Origin of the sequence: Trinickia symbiotica (assembly GCF_002934455.1) — a bacterium.
GTDB classification, from domain to species: Bacteria; Pseudomonadota; Gammaproteobacteria; order Burkholderiales; family Burkholderiaceae; genus Trinickia; species Trinickia symbiotica.
The window spans coordinates 152,246-173,147 of sequence record NZ_PTIR01000013.1 but is presented as its reverse complement, the minus strand read 5'-3'; the positions used below and the strand labels follow the sequence as shown (position 1 = coordinate 173,147).

The following is a 20,902-nucleotide window of genomic DNA, read 5'->3' as shown; positions in this document are numbered from 1 at the left end:
AAAAGCGATGAAAGCTTTGCTCGATCTATTCAAGCAAGTCCAACAAGAAGAAGTTTTCGATGCGATCAAGATCGGTCTTGCCTCGCCCGACAAGATCCGTTCGTGGTCGTTCGGTGAAGTCAAGAAGCCCGAGACGATCAACTACCGCACGTTCAAGCCCGAGCGCGACGGCTTGTTCTGCGCGAAGATCTTCGGCCCGATCAAGGACTACGAGTGCTTGTGCGGCAAGTACAAGCGGCTCAAGCACCGTGGCGTGATCTGCGAGAAGTGCGGCGTCGAAGTGACGCTCGCGAAGGTGCGCCGTGAGCGCATGGGCCATATCGAGCTCGCCTCGCCCGTTGCGCACATCTGGTTTTTGAAGTCGCTGCCGTCGCGTCTCGGCATGGTGCTCGACATGACGCTGCGCGACATCGAGCGCGTGCTTTATTTCGAAGCGTACGTGGTGATCGATCCGGGTATGACGCCGCTGAAGGCGCGTCAGATCATGACCGAAGAGGATTACTACAACAAGGTCGAGGAGTACGGCGACGAATTCCGTGCCGAAATGGGCGCGGAAGGCGTGCGCGAACTGCTGCGCGCGATCAACATCGACGAGCAGGTCGAGCAGCTTCGCACCGAGCTCAAGAACACGGGCTCCGAAGCGAAGATCAAGAAGTTCGCGAAGCGCCTGAAGGTTCTCGAGGCATTCCAGCGCTCGGGCATCAAGCCCGAGTGGATGGTCCTCGAAGTTTTGCCGGTGCTGCCGCCCGAACTGCGCCCGCTCGTGCCGCTCGACGGCGGCCGGTTCGCGACGTCGGACCTCAACGACCTCTATCGCCGCGTGATCAACCGTAACAACCGGTTGAAGCGCCTGCTCGAGCTGAAGGCGCCTGAAATCATCGTCCGCAACGAAAAGCGGATGCTGCAGGAAGCCGTCGACTCGCTGCTCGACAACGGCCGCCGCGGTAAGGCGATGACGGGTGCGAACAAGCGTCCGCTGAAGTCGCTCGCCGATATGATCAAGGGCAAGGGCGGTCGTTTCCGTCAGAACCTGCTCGGTAAGCGTGTCGACTACTCGGGCCGTTCGGTCATCGTGGTCGGCCCGACGCTGAAGCTGCATCAGTGCGGTCTGCCGAAACTGATGGCGCTCGAGCTCTTCAAGCCGTTCATCTTCAACAAGCTCGAAGTGATGGGCGTGGCGACGACGATCAAAGCGGCGAAGAAGGAAGTCGAGAACCAGACGCCGGTCGTGTGGGACATCCTCGAAGAGGTGATCCGCGAGCACCCGGTGATGCTGAACCGCGCGCCGACGCTGCACCGTCTCGGCATTCAGGCGTTCGAGCCCGTGCTGATCGAAGGCAAGGCCATTCAGCTGCACCCGCTCGTTTGCGCGGCGTTCAACGCCGACTTCGACGGCGACCAGATGGCCGTGCACGTGCCGCTGTCGCTCGAAGCGCAGATGGAAGCGCGTACGCTGATGCTCGCGTCGAACAACGTCCTGTTCCCGGCCAACGGCGATCCGTCGATCGTGCCGTCGCAGGACATCGTGCTCGGCCTGTACTACGCGACGCGCGAAGCCGTCAACGGCAAGGGCGAAGGCATGTCGTTCACGGGCGTGTCGGAAGTCCTGCGCGCGTATGAGAACAAGGAAGTCGAGCTCGCTTCGCGCGTGAACGTGCGGATCACCGAAATGGTGGCGAACGAGGATACGTCCGAAGGCGCGCCGAAGTTCGTGCCCAAGATCACGCTCTATCCGACGACGGTCGGCCGCGCGATCCTCTCGGAGATCCTGCCGCCGGGCCTGCCGTTCTCGGTGCTCAACAAGCCGCTCAAGAAGAAGGAAATCTCGCGCCTCATCAACACGGCGTTCCGCCGTTGCGGTTTGCGCGAGACTGTGATCTTCGCCGACCAGCTGATGCAGTCGGGCTTCCGCCTGGCGACGCGCGCCGGTATTTCGATCTGCGTCGACGACATGCTCGTGCCGCCGCAAAAGGAAGTGATCGTCGGCGATGCCGCGAAGAAGGTGAAGGAGTACGACCGTCAGTACATGTCGGGTCTCGTCACCGCGCAAGAACGCTACAACAACGTCGTCGACATCTGGTCGGCCACGTCGGAAGCGGTCGGCAAGGCGATGATGGAGCAGCTCTCGACGGAACCCGTTACCGATCGCGACGGCAATGAGGTGCGTCAGGAGTCGTTCAACTCGATCTACATGATGGCCGACTCGGGCGCGCGCGGTTCCGCCGTGCAGATCCGTCAGCTCGCCGGGATGCGCGGTCTGATGGCGAAGCCGGACGGCTCGATCATCGAGACGCCGATCACGGCGAACTTCCGCGAAGGCCTGAACGTGCTGCAGTACTTCATCTCGACGCACGGCGCACGTAAGGGTCTGGCCGATACGGCGCTGAAGACGGCGAACTCGGGCTACCTCACGCGTCGTCTCGTCGACGTGACGCAAGACCTCGTCGTCACCGAAGACGATTGCGGCACGAGCAACGGCGTCGCGATGAAGGCGCTCGTCGAAGGCGGTGAAGTCGTCGAAGCGCTGCGCGACCGGATTCTCGGCCGCGTGGCCGTGGCGGACGTCGTCAACCCCGAGACGCAGGAGACGCTTTACGAATCGGGCACGCTGCTCGACGAAGTGGCCGTCGAAGAGATTGAGCGCCTCGGCATCGACGAAGTGCGCGTGCGCACGCCGCTCACGTGCGAAACGCGCTATGGCTTGTGCGCATCTTGCTACGGCCGCGACCTCGGCCGCGGCTCGCTCGTGAACGTCGGCGAAGCGGTCGGCGTGATCGCGGCGCAGTCGATCGGCGAACCGGGCACGCAGCTCACGATGCGTACGTTCCACATCGGTGGCGCGGCATCGCGTGCGGCTGTTGCGTCGTCGGTCGAAGCGAAGAGCAACGGTACCGTGCGCTTCACGTCGACGATGCGCTACGTGACGAACGCGAAGGGCGAGCAGATCGTCATCTCGCGTTCGGGCGAAGCGATGATCGCCGACGATCACGGCCGCGAGCGCGAGCGTCACAAGGTGCCGTACGGCGCGACGCTGTTGCAGCTCGACGGTGCGCAGATCAAGGCCGGCACGCAGCTCGCGACGTGGGATCCGCTGACGCGTCCGATCATCACCGAGTACGGCGGTACGGTGAAGTTCGAGAACGTCGAGGAAGGCGTTACGGTCGCCAAGCAGATCGACGATGTGACGGGTCTTTCGACGCTCGTCGTCATCGACGCGAAGCGCCGCGGCTCGCAAGCGGGCAAGAGCGTGCGTCCGCAGGTGAAGCTGCTCGACACAACCGGCGAAGAAGTGAAGATCCCCGGCACCGAGCATTCGGTGCAGATCGGCTTCCAGGTCGGCGCGCTGATCACCGTGAAGGACGGCCAGCAGGTGCAGGTCGGTGAAGTGCTTGCGCGTATTCCGACGGAATCGCAGAAGACGCGCGACATTACGGGCGGTCTGCCGCGTGTGGCCGAGCTCTTCGAAGCGCGTTCGCCGAAGGACGCCGGCATTCTCGCGGAAGTCACGGGCACCGTGTCGTTCGGCAAGGACACGAAGGGCAAGCAGCGCCTCGTCATCACGGATCTCGAAGGCAACCAGCACGAGTTCCTGATCGCGAAGGAAAAGCAGGTCCTGGTCCACGACGGTCAGGTTGTCAACAAGGGCGAAATGATCGTCGACGGTCCTGCCGATCCGCACGATATACTGCGTCTGCAGGGCGTCGAGGCGCTCTCGCGCTACATCGTGGACGAAGTGCAGGACGTCTACCGTCTGCAAGGCGTGAAGATCAACGACAAGCACATCGAAGTCATCGTGCGTCAGATGCTGCGCCGCGTGCAGATCGTCGACAACGGCGATACGCGCTTCATCCCGGGCGAACAAGTCGAGCGTTCCGACATGCTCGACGAGAACGACCGGATGACGGCGGAAGACAAGCGTCCGGCGACGTACGAGAACGTGCTGCTCGGTATCACGAAGGCGTCGCTCTCGACCGATTCGTTCATCTCGGCTGCATCGTTCCAGGAAACGACGCGCGTGCTGACCGAGGCGGCGATCATGGGCAAGCGCGACGACCTGCGCGGTCTGAAGGAGAACGTGATCGTCGGTCGCCTGATTCCGGCCGGTACGGGCCTTGCGTTCCATAAGGCGCGCAAGATCAAGGAAGCGTCCGATCGTGAGCGTTACGATCAGATCGCGGCCGAAGAAGCGTTCGAGTTCGGCACGCCCGAGACACCTGTCGAGGAGCCGCAGCAGCAGCATCCGACGGAGTAAGCCGCGGCGGCGTATGCCGCTCGGCCGATTCCACGGCGAAACCGCTCAGTCGCGAGGCTGGGCGGTTTTTTTTTGCGCTTGTGGAAGGCGAAGCGGGTGCTGACTCGCGCGTCGTTTTTACGAAGGGAAATCGAAAGAAAGATTTGGTTCTCGTTAGAAGCCCCGATGTCGCTCATCTATCGTACGTGGGCGTAACTGCAAGTAATGGGACCGCGCGCCGGCAATGAAAGCTTTGGATGGCCGCGCGCATTAAATCGAGCTTCGAATGAGAATCACGCCGTCACAGATTACCCCAGTCAACGCACTCGAAACCGGCGAACAATTGTGCGGTTCGACGCAAGTGCGACAGGAGGAGGGCGAGCAGGTCGCCGCTCGTAACTTCTCTGATCACGCCGATGCGCCAGACTCTTTGCGGATTATTGAGAACGACGCGAGGATGAAGACCGCGCTCATCGACGAGGCAAGACGACAGCGCACAAAGCGGTTCGTTAGTGGGGTGGACCCTCTTATCGTCGGCCCTTTACTCGCGCGAGCGATTGCGGCGGTAGTGGCCTCGGTCCGGAATAAAGATGAAGCCGCGGCCCCCGCCAAGACCGATCGGTTTGTCTTTCTGACGATCGACAAGGAGTCGCCCGCATGGGGCACCCTATCAGCGATTCAGACAGCGACTCAGGCGCTGCTGGCTGCGGCTGTCACACAGCATGGAGAGCTTGGTTTCGCCGTTGCGGAAGGATTCATCGAACGGTTGTTGGATCCGAGCGGCGAGCGAGCGCGGTCGTTACCCCTCGAAGTTTCGCGAGTGGTGGATAACGAAACGAAGCGACAGCGACTATCAGAACTCGCTGCGCTGCTTTACTGCGCCGCTCGCGTAAAGATCTCGCCGTCGACCCGAGAGATAACCGTGGAGGGCGGTATCGCGCTCAACCAGTTCAACCCTGCGCTCGAGGGCGAGGCACTCAGGCGCCGCATGTTCGAGCGTCCTTCTCTCCCTGAGCACGAGCTACAAGACAAGATCTATTTCGACGGCAACACACTCGTCAACGCTGTCGGCAAGAGCGTCTCAGAGCTGGCGGAGGAGCCCTCGCTCTTGAACATCCCCGCTTATGCCCGATTGAGCGCAAGTGACCGACTTGAAGCAGTCGAGAGATTCCTGGACGAGCGCGGCCTGGACTACCAATATCCGATTGGCGGCATGGAGAATGCCATGGCCAGCGTGCTGAAGGCTGCGGCGCTCGCGCGGGGCAACCCAGCCCCGGAACCTTATGCCACTGAAGCCGACGTCTTTCGCGCCTTTATAGCGCTCGTCAATGATTGGCAGCAGGTAGACGGAACCTTAATCGATCCGCGAGTGCTCCTCGGAATCAATCTCGCCAAGACAAGAGGCATTGCCCTAGCCGGCAACACTCCGGAAGAACGGTTCGCCGATTTGTGCAGCTATCTCAACGATGTCCTCATCGAATACAGTGGGCCGCCGCACTTCGACGAGCGTGCCGTTACGCTCGAAATCCTGATGGAGGAGACGGGGCTGAGTGCCGCCCAACTCATCCAACCGTTAAAGACGACCGGCAAACGCATGCTCGATACGTTTCTCGATCGGAGCAAACAGACGCCAATTAGCGATGCTGCACTTATTGCGGACAACGGTGCGGAGATCCATGTCCCATCCGTTGCTCGCAAACTCAAAAAAGCCGAGTCGACCTTCCGGACTGATGGCCGATTCGATGCCCCCTACTTCAGCGCAGCGGCTCGCCTTCGGCTGCGCACCGTCGATAAGGTTCCGCAGACTGAGGCAGCCATCGAGGCAATACTGGCGGAACTTGTGAAGACCGCGCAGAAGGAGGAGAGCGACGCACGGACGGCCGAGGCCGTCCGTGAGATAGCGAAGCAACACCCTCCGCGCATTATCGATCCCTTCGTCGGCCCGATCGTAAATAGCGTCAACTGGATTTTGGCGCGCGTGAAGGAGCACGACTCAGAAAGGGGGACGAATATCAGGCACTGGCTGGATAACATGCCTATCCTCTCGAACGTTATTGGCTTTGCAGAAGGCGTCGAGACCGCAAACTTGGAGCAGATCATCAACTCCCTGCCGGTGGTCGGGACCGCCTATAACATGGGGGACGGCCTTCGCACGGGTGACCACGAGCGGTTCGGGATGGCGGTGGTGTCGATGGTTCCTTTAGTTGGACCCGGCGTCACTATCGCCGAAGGCATCGCCAATGACGATACCGCGCAAGTGGTGGGCGGAATCTTGGGCCTCGCGCTCGATGCCGCGCCCTTTGCGGAAGGCAAGGGCAAGGCTGGGGGTGTTCGCAAGGTCATCTCCTACTCGGCGTTGGACGATGCACGCATGGCTTCGCGTTCGATCCCGTTCGAGGGGATTTCTCGTCCACTGCAAGTGCAGGTGAACCAGAGCCTGACCGCACTGCGGGATCTTGGGTTCGCTCCTGATGCCAAGGCGCTGAAAATCGCTAGGGTGAAAGTACCCGGGAAAGCGGCTCCAAAGCCTGTCCCCTCCATATCCACGATCCGATCGCTCGATGTTGTTCGGGTTGCTAAGAAGCTCGAGGGCTACGAAGTCGCGACGCGACCTGCCATGTTGCAGCGAACCGCCTCCGGCATGCTTTGGGACCCTGCCACCGCTGCGCATTACGCGGAGTTGGAAGGCAATCTGTATCGGCTTGCTCCCGATAGGGCGAAAACCACCCCTGAGCGGCCGATCTGGAACGTCGTTTCGCCAGACGGCTCGAACAGAGTGATGACCGTCCGCCTCGAATACATATTCGGCCCGGAAATGCATAAAGCTGGCTGGGTGGTCGCGCGGGACCTCCCCGGGCTTAACGGCGGTGGCAGAACGACAGTAACCGCAACGGGCACTGTCGGCGGCAGAGAATTCACCGACAGTAGCGCGAAGGCCAGGATAGACGCAATGATGGACGCCAAGGCAGAGGTCATCAAGCAAGAAACTGCGGAAAACATGGCCAAGGGCATGAACGAGCGCAAAGCCACGGCGAGCGCTCGCGGTAAGATCAAAAAAGCGATAGAGGACGAGGCAAAGGGCAAGCGCACATTGATATCAGATTTCATCGCCGAAAAAACAGCTACCCGTGGTGCCGATGATAAGGGCCCGGTTCCTAACGGAGACATGTTTACCGCTCATGCCGAGATCGCGGTTATTCAGAAAGCGTATGAAGCAGGCGTGACGGTGGGAGCGGAGTTGAGGATGACGGTGAGGGGGAAGGACGTTTGCGGATCGTGCAAGGAGCACATCCCGGAGGCCGCCAAAGCAGCAGGGTTGAGCGCTATTATCGTCGAAGCAACGGACGACTTGGACGGAAAACCAAAAACGTACTACTGGGAACAGGGCATGGATAAGCTCGAGGTGCGCCAATGAAGATTGCATTTGGAGGTTTCCTCCTCGGCAACGATACTGGACGTAGGCAGCTTGAAACACTGATCGACCCCGACGACATGACAATCGACCGAACCATCGACACGGTTGGTGGTGGTGACGGGGTCCTATGTATGAGGCTTGATCCAGCGCCGGATGTGGGGCCGTATGAGCTGGTTCTGTACTCGGATGGCGGGCGCTATCTGCTGATGCTGGCGGAGGTTGCGGAAGACCGAAGGGCTAATACGAGAACGTTGACGAATGAGAGCGCTCAGGATGGTTTCGTTAGTATTTTGGGGGAGTCATATGCTGCCAAAGCAGTGACTGGTGATCTCGCGATCGTGCGCTCGGCGTTCAAAGAGTTCGCTCGCCGTGGAACTGTTTCGCACGGCTTGATGAGCTGATTCGCGTTGGAGAGGGTTCGTTTCGGGCGAATGCGCTTGTGAAGTCACGCTGTCGAGGACGAGGCGACGTCGGTTTCTTCAACCTTTGCGCACGTACCGCCGCGATGAAAGCGCCCTGCGCTCCGGCGTCGATGCGCCGCTGGATCTCCTTGGCGGCCACGACGCCGTCCGCCATCGACGTCACGCAGCACGGATGCATACGCTGATTTTCTATGATCCCACTAGCTCTTATAGGTTGAATGACCAGACGAACTCACATAAGATCGACTGGTTCCGAGAGGGCGCAAGTTGGCGCCGATGCCATTACATAACGATAAGGTGAGCGCACACTGCCGTATATCTATGAGCAAGCGGAGTCATTGGAAAAACAGCCAACTGTTGGTACTAAACAGTGCGTGGCGCTGATCAAAGAGTTTGCAAAAGCTCCGCCGGCGTCCCTTTGGAAAGAGGGAGCACCGGTGCGAGGAAACTGGGCACTGCCGAAGGGAACAGCCATAGCGACCTTCGTGAACGGCCGCTACCCCAATCGCCCGACCGGCAATCACGCCGCTTTTTATTTGAGTCAGGATGTGATCGGCATCGTCGTTATTGACCAATGGTCGACGAGTGGCACTATCAGGAAGCGGCGGCTCCGATTTCTCGGTAAGGACAAGAATGGGAACTATATTTCGCCCAGCGATAACGGCGATGCATTCTCGGTGATCAAGTGATTATGCGACTCTATCCTAGCTTTGCCGAACTTGTTGCGCTATCGTCGCTCGTCATCCTTCCGGCGATCGGCCGAGCCGAAATTGCATCTACTTGTCCCACGAGTATTGCCGTGAGCCAGGCTTTTTCCGGCAACGCGCCCGAGGGCTGGTCGAGCTATGACGCAAAGTGCGACTATCCGCTCACGAACGTTTCGTTCTGGTCAGGCCCGCCAACAGACAAGGCACAACTCGTTCCTGATCAACGTATACGCCGAGCCAACAGTGAAGTCGACACTTGGACGTTTCCGGATTCACCCAACGCCTACTGGGTAGCATGCGAGTATGCGGGGACAAGCGTGCTAATGGCGAGGCCGCTCGGCAAGGGGACGCGGGCTTGTACAGTCGAATACGACGGCCGGTTTTCGAACCCCGTCGCAAGAACCTGGCATTGCACAGCCGCTCGGTGATTCCGTTCGGCCCAGTTTGCGGGCAGCGCGATCTGCCGATCGGCCAACGCACGCATTCTCGGCGGCCTCGCCGCGCGACGCGTTGTTAGAATTGCGCCATCCGCAGCCAGTGCCGCAGCCCTTCTCGCCATTTCATGTCACGCCCGCTCGAAATCCTCAACGAAGTCTTCGGTTATCCCGCTTTCAGAGGGCAGCAGCGCGATATTGTCGAACACGTGGCCGGTGGCGGCGATTGTCTCGTCCTCATGCCGACGGGCGGCGGCAAGTCGCTGTGCTATCAGATTCCTTCGCTCGTGCGCAGCGAGGCAGGTCTCGGCGCCGGCATCGTCGTCTCGCCGCTGATCGCGCTGATGCAGGATCAGGTCGCCGCGCTGACCGAGCTCGGCGTTCGCGCCGCTTTTTTGAATTCGACACTCTCGGGTGCCGAGGCGGCCGCGACCGAGCGCGCGCTACGCAACGGCGAAATCGACCTGCTCTACGTGGCGCCCGAGCGCCTGATGACGCCGCGATTTCTCGAGCTGCTCGAGCGCACGCGCGTCGCCCTGTTCGCCATCGACGAGGCGCATTGCGTGTCTCAATGGGGACACGATTTCCGGCCCGAGTACATCCAGCTGTCGGTGCTTCACCAGCGGTTCCCATCGGTGCCGCGCATCGCGCTGACGGCCACAGCCGACGCGATCACGCGCGAGGAGATCGTTCACCGCCTCGCGCTCGACGACGCGCGCATCTTCGTTTCCAGCTTCGATCGCCCGAACATCCGCTATCGGATCGTCGAAAAGGACAATGCGCGCGCGCAACTGCTCGACTTCATCCGCGCCGAGCATACGAATGCCGACGGCACGACCGACGCCGGCGTCATCTACTGCCTGTCGCGCCGCAAGGTCGAGGAGACGGCCGAATGGCTGAAAGCGCAGGGCATACGCGCGCTGCCGTACCACGCCGGCATGCAGTTCGAGATGCGGCAGCGCCATCAGGAGATTTTCCAGCGCGAGGAAGGCGTCGTGATCTGCGCGACGATCGCGTTCGGCATGGGCATCGACAAGCCCGACGTGCGCTTCGTCGCCCACCTCGATTTGCCGAAGAGCGTCGAGGGCTACTACCAGGAGACGGGCCGCGCGGGCCGCGACGGCTTGCCCGCGAACGCGTGGATGGCCTATGGCCTTGGCGATGTCGTGCAGCAGCGCAAGATGATCGACGAGTCCGATGCCGACGATGCGCACAAGCGGGTCCAAACGGCCAAGCTCGAGGCGCTTCTCGGTCTTTGCGAGACAATTTCCTGCCGCCGCGTGCGGCTGCTCGACTACTTCGGCGAAACGAGCGCACCGTGCGGCAACTGCGACGTCTGCCTGGAGCCGCCTGCCTCGTGGGATGCCACGCGCGAGGCGCAAATGGCGCTCTCGTGCGCGTTCCGCGCTCAACGCGCGAGCGGCTTCAATTTCGGAGCTGGGCACCTCATCGATATCCTGCGCGGCAATCGCACCGAGAAGGTACTGCAGCGCGGCCATGAATCCCTCAGCACGTTCGGAATCGGAGGAAGCCTTTCCGAAGCCGAATGGCGTGCCGTTTTCCGGCAACTGGTGGCGTTCGGCTACCTCGCCGTCGACCACGGCGGGTTCGGGGCGCTGGTGCTGACGGAGGCGAGTAAGCCCGTGCTGAAGGGGGAGCGAACGGTCACCCTGCGTCCTTATGCAAAACCGCAGCGCACGCGCCAGGCTTCCGGGCGCTCGGCGCAACGAGCCGACCCCACGGCCGGCATGGCACCGCGCGAGCGCGCCCGCTGGGAGCGGCTGCGCGTCTGGCGTACCGATACGGCGAAGCGCGACGGGGTGCCGGCCTACGTCATTTTTCACGATGCCACCCTTGCCGAGATCGCACGCAGCTCGCCGGACTCGATCGACGATCTGCGCCAGATACCGGGCATCGGCGCGCGCAAACTGGAGCGTTTCGGGGGCGAATTGCTCGAAGTCGTCGCCGCCGACTGAGCGCCCCGCCGCGGCAACGCTCGCAAACTATTGACGCGCTTGACGTTTTTGCCATATCATGCCGGGTTCCTGTTCGTGGCTTTTAATATCGCTCGCCCGGAACGGGAGAAGAAGGCTTAGGTTTGGACGCAGGCGCGCTGCCGCTTTGCCCGGCAAGGCGTCGCGTCGGTTTTGATTAATTTCGGGAATACACAATGCCAACCATCAATCAATTGGTTCGCAAAGGCCGTGCTTCGGAAGAGACGAAGAGCAAGAGCCCGGCCCTGCAGAACTGCCCTCAGCGTCGCGGTGTGTGCACGCGTGTGTACACCACGACGCCGAAAAAGCCGAACTCGGCGCTTCGTAAGGTCGCCAAGGTTCGACTGACGAACGGCTTCGAAGTCATTTCGTACATCGGTGGTGAAGGCCACAACCTGCAGGAGCACTCCGTCGTGCTGATTCGCGGCGGCCGTGTGAAGGACTTGCCGGGTGTGCGTTACCACATGGTCCGCGGCTCGCTCGATACGCAAGGCGTCAAGGATCGTAAGCAGGCTCGCTCGAAGTACGGCGCGAAGCGCGCAAAGGCTGCGAAGTAAGCAGCAGGTAGCAATCAAAAGCGGTGGTGCCGGAATTGCCGGTGCTGTCGAGTAAGTGGTCACCCGGCCAAGCTGGTTTGTCGTGCGATCGATCGGGTTAGTTGGTGGCCGCGGGGCGTGCAAGCGCTCCAACTGAAACGTCAAAGGAAGAAACATGCCGCGTCGTCGCGAAGTTCCCAAGCGGGAAGTGTTGCCGGATCCAAAGTTCGGCAACGTTGATGTAGCTAAGTTCATGAACGTGTTGATGCTCTCGGGCAAGAAGTCGGTGGCCGAGCGCATCGTTTATGGCGCTTTTGAGCAAATCCAGACCAAGGGTGGCAAGGACCCGCTGGAAGTGTTCACGGTGGCGCTCAACAACGTGAAGCCGGTGGTCGAAGTGAAGAGCCGGCGCGTTGGTGGGGCGAACTATCAGGTTCCGGTCGAAGTGCGTCCGTCGCGTCGTATGGCATTGGCGATGCGCTGGTTGCGTGAGGCCGCGAAGAAGCGCAGCGAGAAGTCGATGGCTCTGCGTCTCGCCGGTGAGTTGCAAGAAGCCGCGGAAGGTCGCGGCGGCGCGATGAAAAAGCGCGACGAAGTGCACCGGATGGCCGAGGCCAACAAGGCGTTCTCGCATTTCCGTTTCTAACAATCGCGCTTGCGGCGGCCTTCCCGGTCTGCTCGCAGGCGAAATCAAGCGGAAATACTTTCCGGGCGGGTGCGCTTTTCAGCGCCTCGCCCGTTTGTGTTAGGGCGCGAAGACTTTTCAAGATGCTTCGCGCGATCCAATAGAGGATAAAAGTGGCTCGTAAGACACCCATCGAGCGCTACCGCAATATCGGTATTAGCGCTCACATCGACGCCGGCAAGACGACGACGACCGAGCGCATTCTGTTTTACACCGGCGTGAACCACAAGATCGGCGAGGTTCACGACGGCGCGGCGACCATGGACTGGATGGAGCAGGAGCAGGAGCGCGGCATCACCATCACGTCCGCGGCGACGACGGCCTTCTGGAAGGGCATGGGCAACAACTATCCGGAGCACCGGATCAACATCATCGACACCCCGGGGCACGTCGACTTCACGATCGAAGTCGAGCGCTCGATGCGCGTGCTCGACGGTGCCTGCATGGTCTATTGCGCCGTGGGCGGCGTGCAGCCGCAATCGGAAACGGTCTGGCGCCAGGCCAACAAGTACAAGGTGCCGCGTCTCGCGTTCGTCAACAAGATGGACCGCACCGGCGCAAACTTTTTCAAGGTCTATGACCAGTTGAAGCTGCGCCTGAAGGCGAACCCGGTGCCCGTCGTCGTGCCGATCGGCTCGGAAGAGAACTTCAAGGGCGTCGTCGATCTGCTGAAGATGAAGGCGATCATTTGGGACGAGGCCTCGCAAGGCACGAAGTTCGACTACGTCGACATCCCGGCCGAGCTCGTCGATACCTGCAACGAGTGGCGCGAGAAGATGATCGAATCGGCCGCCGAGGCGAGCGAAGAGCTGATGGAGAAGTATCTCGGCGGCGAAGAGCTCACGGAAGCGGAGATCGTCAAGGCGCTGCGCGACCGTACGATCGCCTGCGAAATCCAGCCGATGCTGTGCGGCACCGCGTTCAAGAACAAGGGCGTGCAGCGCATGCTCGACGCCGTGATCGACTTCCTGCCGTCGCCGGTCGACATTCCGCCGGTGAAGGGCGAGCTCGAAAGCGGCGAATCGGCCGAGCGCAAGGCGTCGGACGACGAGAAGTTCTCGGCGCTCGCGTTCAAGATCATGACGGACCCGTTCGTCGGCCAGCTGATCTTCTTCCGCGCCTATTCGGGCGTCGTCAACTCGGGCGACACGGTCCTGAACTCGACGAAGGGCAAGAAGGAGCGCATCGGCCGGATTCTGCAGATGCACGCGAACCAGCGCGAGGAAATCAAGGAAGTGCGTGCCGGCGACATCGCGGCGGCCGTCGGCTTGAGGGAAGCGACGACGGGCGATACGCTCTGCGACCCGGCGCATCCGATCGTGCTCGAGCGCATGATCTTCCCTGAGCCCGTGATCTCGCAGGCGGTCGAGCCGAAGACGAAGGCCGACCAGGAAAAGATGGGCATCGCGCTCAATCGTCTTGCGCAGGAAGATCCGTCGTTCCGCGTGCAGACGGACGAAGAGTCGGGCCAGACGATCATCTCGGGCATGGGCGAGCTCCACCTCGAAATTCTGGTGGACCGCATGAAGCGTGAGTTCGGCGTCGAAGCGACGGTCGGCAAGCCGCAAGTCGCGTATCGTGAAACGATCCGCGCGACGGCGACGGACGTTGAAGGCAAGTTCGTCAAGCAATCGGGCGGTCGCGGCCAGTACGGTCACGCGGTCATCACGCTCGAGCCGCACGAGCAGGGCAAGGGCTACGAGTTCCTGGACGAGATCAAGGGCGGTGTGATTCCTCGCGAATACATCCCGGCGGTCGACAAGGGTATCCAGGAGACGTTGAAGAGCGGCGTGCTGGCGGGCTTCCCCGTCGTCGACGTGAAGGTTCATCTGACGTTCGGTTCGTACCACGACGTGGACTCGAACGAAAATGCATTCCGGATGGCCGGCTCGATGGCGTTCAAGGAAGCGATGCGCCGCGCGAGCCCGGTTCTCCTCGAGCCGATGATGGCTGTCGAAGTGGAGACGCCGGAAGACTACATGGGCAACGTGATGGGCGATTTGTCGGGCCGCCGCGGTATCGTCCAGGGCATGGAAGACATGGTCGGCGGCGGCAAGATCGTCCGTGCGGAAGTGCCGCTTTCGGAAATGTTCGGCTACTCGACGTCGTTGCGCTCGCTCACGCAGGGCCGCGCGACGTACACGATGGAGTTCAAGCATTACGCCGAAGCGCCGCGCAACGTTGCCGAAGCGATCATCAGCGCGAAGACGAAGTAAGCCCGAAGTTGCTCGCGCAGTGACTCGAACACCGGCTGAGCATTCTCATCGATACTTTATTTTTGAAAGAAGCGAATCATGGCAAAAGGTAAGTTTGAGCGGACCAAGCCGCACGTGAACGTCGGCACGATCGGTCACGTGGATCATGGCAAGACGACGCTGACGGCGGCGATCACGACGATTCTGTCGCAAAAGTTCGGCGGCGAAGCGAAGGCGTACGACCAGATCGACGCGGCGCCGGAAGAAAAGGCACGCGGCATCACGATCAACACGGCGCACGTGGAGTACGAGACGGCCAACCGTCACTACGCGCACGTGGACTGCCCGGGTCACGCGGACTACGTGAAGAACATGATCACGGGCGCGGCGCAGATGGACGGCGCGATCCTGGTGTGTTCGGCCGCGGACGGCCCGATGCCGCAAACGCGCGAGCACATTCTGCTGGCGCGTCAGGTCGGTGTGCCGTACATCATCGTGTTCCTGAACAAGTGCGACATGGTCGATGACGCGGAGCTGCTCGAGCTGGTGGAAATGGAAGTGCGCGAGCTGCTGTCGAAGTACGACTTCCCGGGCGACGAGACGCCGATCGTGAAGGGCTCGGCGAAGCTGGCGCTCGAAGGCGACAAGGGCGAGCTGGGCGAGCAGGCGATCATGAGCCTGGCCGATGCGCTGGATACGTACATCCCGACGCCGGAGCGCGCGGTGGATGGCGCGTTCCTGATGCCGGTGGAAGACGTGTTCTCGATCTCGGGTCGCGGCACGGTGGTGACGGGTCGCGTGGAGCGCGGCATCGTGAAGGTCGGCGACGAAATCGAGATCGTGGGGATCCGGGCGACGGCGAAGACGACGTGCACGGGCGTGGAAATGTTCCGCAAGCTGCTGGACCAGGGTCAAGCGGGCGACAACGTGGGTATCCTGCTGCGCGGCACGAAGCGCGAGGAAGTGGAGCGCGGTCAGGTGCTGGCCAAGCCGGGCTCGATCACGCCGCACACGCACTTCACGGCCGAGGTGTACGTGCTGTCGAAGGACGAAGGCGGTCGTCACACGCCGTTCTTCAACAACTACCGGCCGCAGTTCTACTTCCGTACGACGGACGTGACGGGCTCGATCGAGTTGCCGAAGGACAAGGAAATGGTGATGCCGGGCGACAACGTGTCGATCACGGTGAAGCTGATTGCGCCGATCGCGATGGAAGAAGGTCTGCGCTTCGCTATCCGTGAAGGCGGCCGTACCGTCGGCGCCGGTGTCGTCGCGAAGATCATCGAGTAAAATCGACGATTCGCTTCGGGAATCCCGCTCGGCATGTTCGAGCGGGCCACCTGCGGCAAACCACCTGTCGGTAGCTGTGTAGTGCAATACCAGGGGCCTGGCGCGGGCTGCCGAGTTCGGCGCCCAGCCCTACGTTCTTTCGTCAATCCGGCGGTGCAAGGCCGCCTCGCTCTTTCAAGGAATCGTCATGCAGAACCAGAAAATCCGCATTCGCCTGAAGGCATTCGACTATCGCCTGATCGATCAGTCGGCAGCCGAAATCGTCGACACGGCAAAGCGGACCGGTGCGATCGTCCGTGGCCCCGTGCCCCTGCCGACGCGCATCCAGCGTTTCGACATCCTGCGTTCGCCGCACGTCAACAAGACGTCGCGCGATCAGCTCGAAATCCGCACCCACCAACGGCTGATGGACATCGTCGATCCGACGGACAAGACCGTCGACGCGCTGATGAAGCTCGATCTGCCGGCCGGCGTGGACGTCGAGATCAAGCTGCAATAAGGTTTTCGTGCCGTCGCCGGCCCGCTCGGTCTCGTTGTGCGGCGCCGACGGCGGTAAGTCTTTGATTGCTTGCGGAAAACGAAAAGCCTAGCTATAATGCAAGGCTTTTCGCGCATTTGCGAAAAAAGTCAACGTTATTAGCCCCGGCCAATCGCAGTCGGGAATGGAGAAAACGATGAGCCTTGGACTCGTAGGTCGCAAGGTTGGCATGACCCGTATCTTCACGGCTGAAGGGGATTCGATCCCCGTCACCGTGCTGGACGTGTCCGACAACCGCGTGACGCAGATCAAGACCGTTGAAACGGATGGCTACACCGCCGTTCAAGTGGCATTCGGCAAGCGTCGTGCGTCGCGCGTGACAAAGCCGTTGGCAGGTCACCTCGCCAAAGCCGGTGTTGAAGCCGGTGAAATCCTCAAGGAATTCAAGATCGATGCGGCGAAGGCCGCCGACCTCGCCGTCGGCGCCATGGTCGGCATCGATATTTTCGAAGTAGGCCAGAAGATCGACGTTCAGGGTGTGTCGATCGGTAAGGGCTACGCCGGTACGATCAAGCGATACAACTTCAGCTCGGGCCGTGCCACGCACGGTAACTCGCGTTCGCACAACGTGCCGGGCTCGATCGGTATGGCGCAGGATCCGGGTCGCGTGTTTCCGGGCAAGCGCATGACCGGCCACATGGGTGACGATACCGTCACCGTTCAGAACCTCGAAATCGCTCGTATCGACGCCGAGCGCAAGCTGCTGCTCGTCAAGGGCGCGGTGCCGGGCGCGAAGGGCGGCAAAGTTTTCGTGACGCCGGCTGTCAAGGCGCGTGCCGTCAAGGGGGCGAAATAATGGAACTGAAGCTCCTCAATGCGAATGGTCAGGAAGCCGCGGGCGTGAACGCGTCGGACGTCGTGTTCGGCCGTGACTACAACGAAGCGCTGATTCACCAGATCGTCGTCGCGTATCAAGCCAACGCGCGCAGCGGCAACCGTGCGCAGAAAGACCGCGAGCAGGTCAAGCACACGACGAAGAAGCCGTGGCGTCAGAAGGGCACGGGCCGTGCCCGCGCCGGTATGTCGTCGAGCCCGCTCTGGCGCGGCGGTGGTCGGATTTTCCCGAACTCGCCCGAAGAGAACTTCTCGCACAAGGTCAACAAGAAGATGCATCGTGCAGGCCTCTGCTCGATCTTCTCGCAGCTCGTCCGTGAAGGCCGCCTGTCGGTCGTCGAGGATATCGTCCTCGAAGCGCCGAAGACGAAGCTTTTGGCCAGCAAGTTCAAAGCCATGGGTCTCGATTCCGTGCTCATCATTACGGACACGGTCGACGAGAACCTCTACCTCGCGTCGCGCAACCTGGCCAACGTGGCCGTTGTCGAGCCGCGCTATGCCGATCCGCTCTCGTTGATCTACTTCAAGAAAGTTCTGATCACGAAGGCTGCGGTCGCCCAGATCGAGGAGTTGCTGTCATGAGCGAGATTCGCAAGAACGATCATCGTTTGATGCAGGTCCTGCTCGCGCCGGTGATCTCCGAAAAGGCGACGCTGGTGGCCGACAAGAACGAGCAAGTGGTGTTCGAGATCGCGCCGGATGCGACGAAGCAGGAAGTGAAGGCCGCTGTCGAGCTGCTCTTCAAGGTCGACGTCGAATCCGTCAACGTGCTCAACGTCAAGGGCAAGGCAAAGCGCTTCGGCCGTTTCATGGGTCGCCGCAAGGACGTCAGGAAGGCCTATGTCTGCCTGAAGCCGGGCCAGGAAATCAACTTTGAAGCGGAGGCCAAGTAATCATGGCACTCGTGAAAGTTAAGCCGACCTCGCCCGGACGCCGTGCGATGGTCAAGGTGGTCAACAAGGATCTGCACAAGGGCAAGCCGTTCGCGGCCCTCGTCGACAAGCAATCCAAGACCGCCGGCCGCAACAACAACGGCCATATCACGACGCGCCACAAGGGTGGCGGTCACAAGCAGCACTATCGCGTGGTCGATTTCCGTCGCACGAAGGACGGTATCCCCGCGAAGGTCGAGCGTATCGAATACGACCCGAACCGCAGCGCGAATATCGCGCTCGTGCTCTACGCAGACGGCGAGCGTAGCTACATCATCGCGCCGAAGGGCGTGGCGGTGGGCGCGCAGCTGATGTCGGGCTCGGAAGCGCCGATCCGCGCGGGCAACGCGCTGCCGATCCGCAACATTCCGGTCGGTACGACGATCCATTGCATCGAGATGCTGCCTGGCAAGGGCGCGCAGATGGCGCGTTCGGCCGGCACCTCGGCCATGCTCCTCGCGCGCGAAGGCACGTATGCTCAGGTCCGCCTGCGCTCGGGCGAAATCCGCCGCGTGCATATCGAGTGCCGCGCGACGATCGGTGAAGTCGGCAACGAAGAGCACAGCCTGCGCCAGATCGGCAAGGCCGGTGCCAACCGTTGGCGCGGCATCCGCCCGACCGTCCGTGGCGTGGCGATGAACCCGATCGACCACCCGCACGGCGGCGGCGAAGGCCGTACTGCCGCGGGCCGCGATCCGGTGAGCCCGTGGGGCACGCCGACGAAGGGCTATCGCACCCGTCGCAACAAGCGCACGACGACGATGATCGTCCAGCGCCGTCACAAGCGTTAAGGAGTAGGCAATGGCACGTTCTGTTAAAAAAGGTCCGTTCTGCGACGCCCATTTGCTGAAGAAGGTCGAGGCGGCTGTGGCTTCGCGCGACAAGAAGCCGATCAAGACGTGGTCGCGTCGTTCGACGATCCTTCCCGACTTCATCGGCCTGACGATCGCCGTGCACAACGGGCGTCAACACGTTCCGGTGTACATCTCGGAAAACATGGTCGGCCACAAGCTTGGCGAGTTCGCATTGACCCGGACGTTCAAGGGTCACGCGGCCGACAAGAAGGCCAAGAAATAAGGGGCAATCAAGATGGAAGTGAAAGCAATTCATCGCGGTGCCCGCATCTCGGCGCAAAAGACGCGCCTTGTGGCTGACCAGATCCGCGGTTTGCCGGTCGACAAGGCGCTGAACGTCCTGACGTTCTCGCCGAAGAAGGCGGCTGGCATCGTGAAGAAGGTCGTGCTGTCGGCGATCGCGAATGCGGAGCACAACGAAGGCGCCGATATCGACGAGCTCAAAATCAAGAGCATCTACGTCGACAAGGCTGCTTCGCTCAAGCGCTTCACGGCGCGCGCGAAGGGCCGCGGCAATCGCATCGAGAAGCAATCCTGTCACATCACTGTGACGGTCGGGAATTAAGGGGTCACACGATGGGACAGAAAATTCATCCGACTGGCTTCCGTCTGGCCGTCAGCCGCAATTGGGCTTCGCGTTGGTACGCGAACAACAACAATTTCGCGGCGATGCTGCAGGAAGACATCGGCGTCCGTGAGTATCTGAAGAAGAAGCTGAAGAACGCTTCGGTCGGCCGCGTGGTCATCGAGCGTCCGGCGAAGAACGCGCGCATCACGATTTTCAGCTCGCGTCCGGGCGTCGTCATCGGCAAGAAGGGCGAGGACATCGAGCTGTTGAAGTCGGAGCTGCAGCGCCGCATGGGCGTGCCGGTCCACGTCAACATCGAGGAAATCCGCAAGCCGGAAACCGATGCGCAGTTGATCGCCGATTCGATCACGCAGCAGCTCGAGCGCCGGATCATGTTCCGCCGCGCGATGAAGCGTGCGATGCAAAACGCGATGCGTCTCGGCGCGCAAGGCATCAAGATCATGAGCGCCGGTCGTCTGAACGGCATCGAAATCGCGCGCACCGAGTGGTACCGCGAAGGCCGCGTGCCGCTCCATACGCTGCGCGCAGACATCGATTACGCCGTGTCGGAAGCGAAGACGACGTACGGCATCATCGGCGTCAAGGTCTGGGTCTACAAGGGCGACACGCTCGGCCGCAACGAAGCGCCGGTCGTCGAAGAGGCTGTCGAGGAAAAGCGTCCGCGCCGCAACGCACGTCCGGGTGGCGATCGCCGTCCGCGTCGCGACGGTGAAGGTGGCGCGCCGGCGGGCCAACGCCGCGGCGGTCCCCGCCGTGGTGGCGGCGGTGCCGGTGGTGCCGGCGGCAAGCCCGAAGGCGACGGCAAGACTGGAGAATAACGATGCTGCAACCGAAACGCAGAAAGTATCGCAAAGAGCAGAAGGGTCGTAACACCGGTGTAGCGACGCGCGGCAACGCCGTATCGTTCGGTGAGTTCGGCCTCAAGGCGATCGGTCGCGGCCGCTTGACTGCCCGTCAAATCGAGGCGGCGCGTCGTGCCATGACGCGTCACATCAAGCGCGGCGGCCGCATCTGGATTCGCATCTTCCCCGACAAGCCGATCTCGCAAAAGCCGGCTGAAGTGCGGATGGGTAACGGTAAGGGTAACCCCGAGTACTACGTCGCCGAGATCCAGCCGGGCAAGATGCTATATGAAATGGATGGCGTGTCCGAAGAGTTGGCGCGTGAAGCGTTCCGTCTGGCTGCAGCGAAGCTGCCGCTCAAGACGACCTTCATCGTCCGTCAGTTGGGCGCCTAAGGAGCAGAT

The 20,902-nt window shown here is 61.5% G+C and carries 19 protein-coding genes; all 19 read left to right on the top strand.

The window, feature by feature from the left end; all coding sequences use genetic code 11:
• Positions 1-7 precede the first annotated feature (7 nt).
• The 19 genes from rpoC (at position 8) to rplP (ending at position 20,893) form a co-directional block, all read left to right on the top strand.
• Positions 8-4,252, top strand: coding sequence for a DNA-directed RNA polymerase subunit beta' (rpoC, locus tag B0G57_RS19295; protein WP_018442860.1), 4,245 nt, complete (start codon positions 8-10; stop codon positions 4,250-4,252).
• 265 nt (positions 4,253-4,517) lie between these two features.
• Positions 4,518-7,646: a cytidine deaminase-like fold-containing protein gene (locus tag B0G57_RS19290; protein ID WP_018442859.1), complete on the top strand. Its 3,129-nt coding sequence runs from the start codon at positions 4,518-4,520 to the stop codon at positions 7,644-7,646.
• The gene (locus B0G57_RS19285; RefSeq protein ID WP_018442858.1) at positions 7,643-8,047 is read left to right on the top strand and encodes a DUF6911 family protein; all 405 of its coding nucleotides are present in this window, start codon (positions 7,643-7,645) and stop codon (positions 8,045-8,047) included. The genes B0G57_RS19290 and B0G57_RS19285 overlap by 4 nt, the downstream gene beginning before the upstream one ends.
• Positions 8,048-8,406: 359 nt before the next feature.
• Complete coding sequence (locus B0G57_RS19275) at positions 8,407-8,757, top strand: BPSL0067 family protein (RefSeq protein WP_051090108.1); 351 nt, start codon at positions 8,407-8,409, stop codon at positions 8,755-8,757.
• Positions 8,758-8,759: 2 nt separating this feature from the next.
• Positions 8,760-9,203, top strand: coding sequence for an STY0301 family protein (locus tag B0G57_RS32370; protein WP_399278159.1), 444 nt, complete (start codon positions 8,760-8,762; stop codon positions 9,201-9,203).
• A 134-nt stretch (positions 9,204-9,337) separates the two neighbouring features.
• Entirely contained in the window at positions 9,338-11,185 is a 1,848-nt protein-coding gene (gene recQ / locus B0G57_RS19270) for a DNA helicase RecQ (RefSeq protein WP_018442856.1), read from the top strand.
• Positions 11,186-11,379: 194 nt separating this feature from the next.
• Entirely contained in the window at positions 11,380-11,760 is a 381-nt protein-coding gene (gene rpsL, locus B0G57_RS19265) for a 30S ribosomal protein S12 (RefSeq protein ID WP_018442855.1), read from the top strand.
• 154 nt (positions 11,761-11,914) lie between these two features.
• Positions 11,915-12,385 (top strand): 30S ribosomal protein S7, encoded by a 471-nt coding sequence (gene rpsG / locus B0G57_RS19260; RefSeq protein ID WP_008343817.1) that lies wholly within the window; start codon positions 11,915-11,917, stop codon positions 12,383-12,385.
• A 152-nt stretch (positions 12,386-12,537) separates the two neighbouring features.
• Positions 12,538-14,640, top strand: coding sequence for an elongation factor G (fusA, locus tag B0G57_RS19255; RefSeq protein WP_018442854.1), 2,103 nt, complete (start codon positions 12,538-12,540; stop codon positions 14,638-14,640).
• 78 nt (positions 14,641-14,718) lie between these two features.
• Positions 14,719-15,909, top strand: a complete 1,191-nt coding sequence (gene tuf, locus B0G57_RS19250; protein WP_102607194.1) for an elongation factor Tu — start codon at positions 14,719-14,721, stop codon at positions 15,907-15,909.
• Between the two features lie 187 nt (positions 15,910-16,096).
• Positions 16,097-16,408, top strand: a complete 312-nt coding sequence (gene rpsJ, locus B0G57_RS19245) for a 30S ribosomal protein S10 (protein WP_006998489.1) — start codon at positions 16,097-16,099, stop codon at positions 16,406-16,408.
• A gap of 175 nt (positions 16,409-16,583) precedes the next feature.
• Positions 16,584-17,243, top strand: coding sequence for a 50S ribosomal protein L3 (rplC, locus tag B0G57_RS19240; protein WP_026229632.1), 660 nt, complete (start codon positions 16,584-16,586; stop codon positions 17,241-17,243).
• Positions 17,243-17,863, top strand: a complete 621-nt coding sequence (rplD, locus tag B0G57_RS19235) for a 50S ribosomal protein L4 (RefSeq protein ID WP_018440481.1) — start codon at positions 17,243-17,245, stop codon at positions 17,861-17,863. The genes rplC and rplD overlap by 1 nt, the downstream gene beginning before the upstream one ends.
• Positions 17,860-18,174, top strand: a complete 315-nt coding sequence (rplW, locus tag B0G57_RS19230) for a 50S ribosomal protein L23 (RefSeq protein WP_018440480.1) — start codon at positions 17,860-17,862, stop codon at positions 18,172-18,174. Before rplD ends, rplW begins: the two co-directional genes overlap by 4 nt.
• Before the next feature lie 2 nt (positions 18,175-18,176).
• Positions 18,177-19,004 carry a 50S ribosomal protein L2 gene (gene rplB / locus B0G57_RS19225; protein WP_018440479.1) on the top strand — a complete coding sequence of 276 codons (828 nt, stop codon included), beginning with the start codon at positions 18,177-18,179 and terminating at the stop codon, positions 19,002-19,004.
• Between the two features lie 10 nt (positions 19,005-19,014).
• A complete protein-coding gene (gene rpsS, locus B0G57_RS19220; RefSeq protein ID WP_018440478.1) occupies positions 19,015-19,290 on the top strand; it encodes a 30S ribosomal protein S19 in 276 nt (91 codons plus the stop codon).
• 12 nt (positions 19,291-19,302) lie between these two features.
• A complete protein-coding gene (gene rplV / locus B0G57_RS19215; protein WP_004199272.1) occupies positions 19,303-19,632 on the top strand; it encodes a 50S ribosomal protein L22 in 330 nt (109 codons plus the stop codon).
• A gap of 11 nt (positions 19,633-19,643) precedes the next feature.
• Positions 19,644-20,474, top strand: coding sequence for a 30S ribosomal protein S3 (gene rpsC / locus B0G57_RS19210; protein WP_018440477.1), 831 nt, complete (start codon positions 19,644-19,646; stop codon positions 20,472-20,474).
• A gap of 2 nt (positions 20,475-20,476) precedes the next feature.
• The gene (gene rplP / locus B0G57_RS19205) at positions 20,477-20,893 is read left to right on the top strand and encodes a 50S ribosomal protein L16 (RefSeq protein ID WP_018440476.1); all 417 of its coding nucleotides are present in this window, start codon (positions 20,477-20,479) and stop codon (positions 20,891-20,893) included.
• Positions 20,894-20,902: the final 9 nt, after the last annotated feature.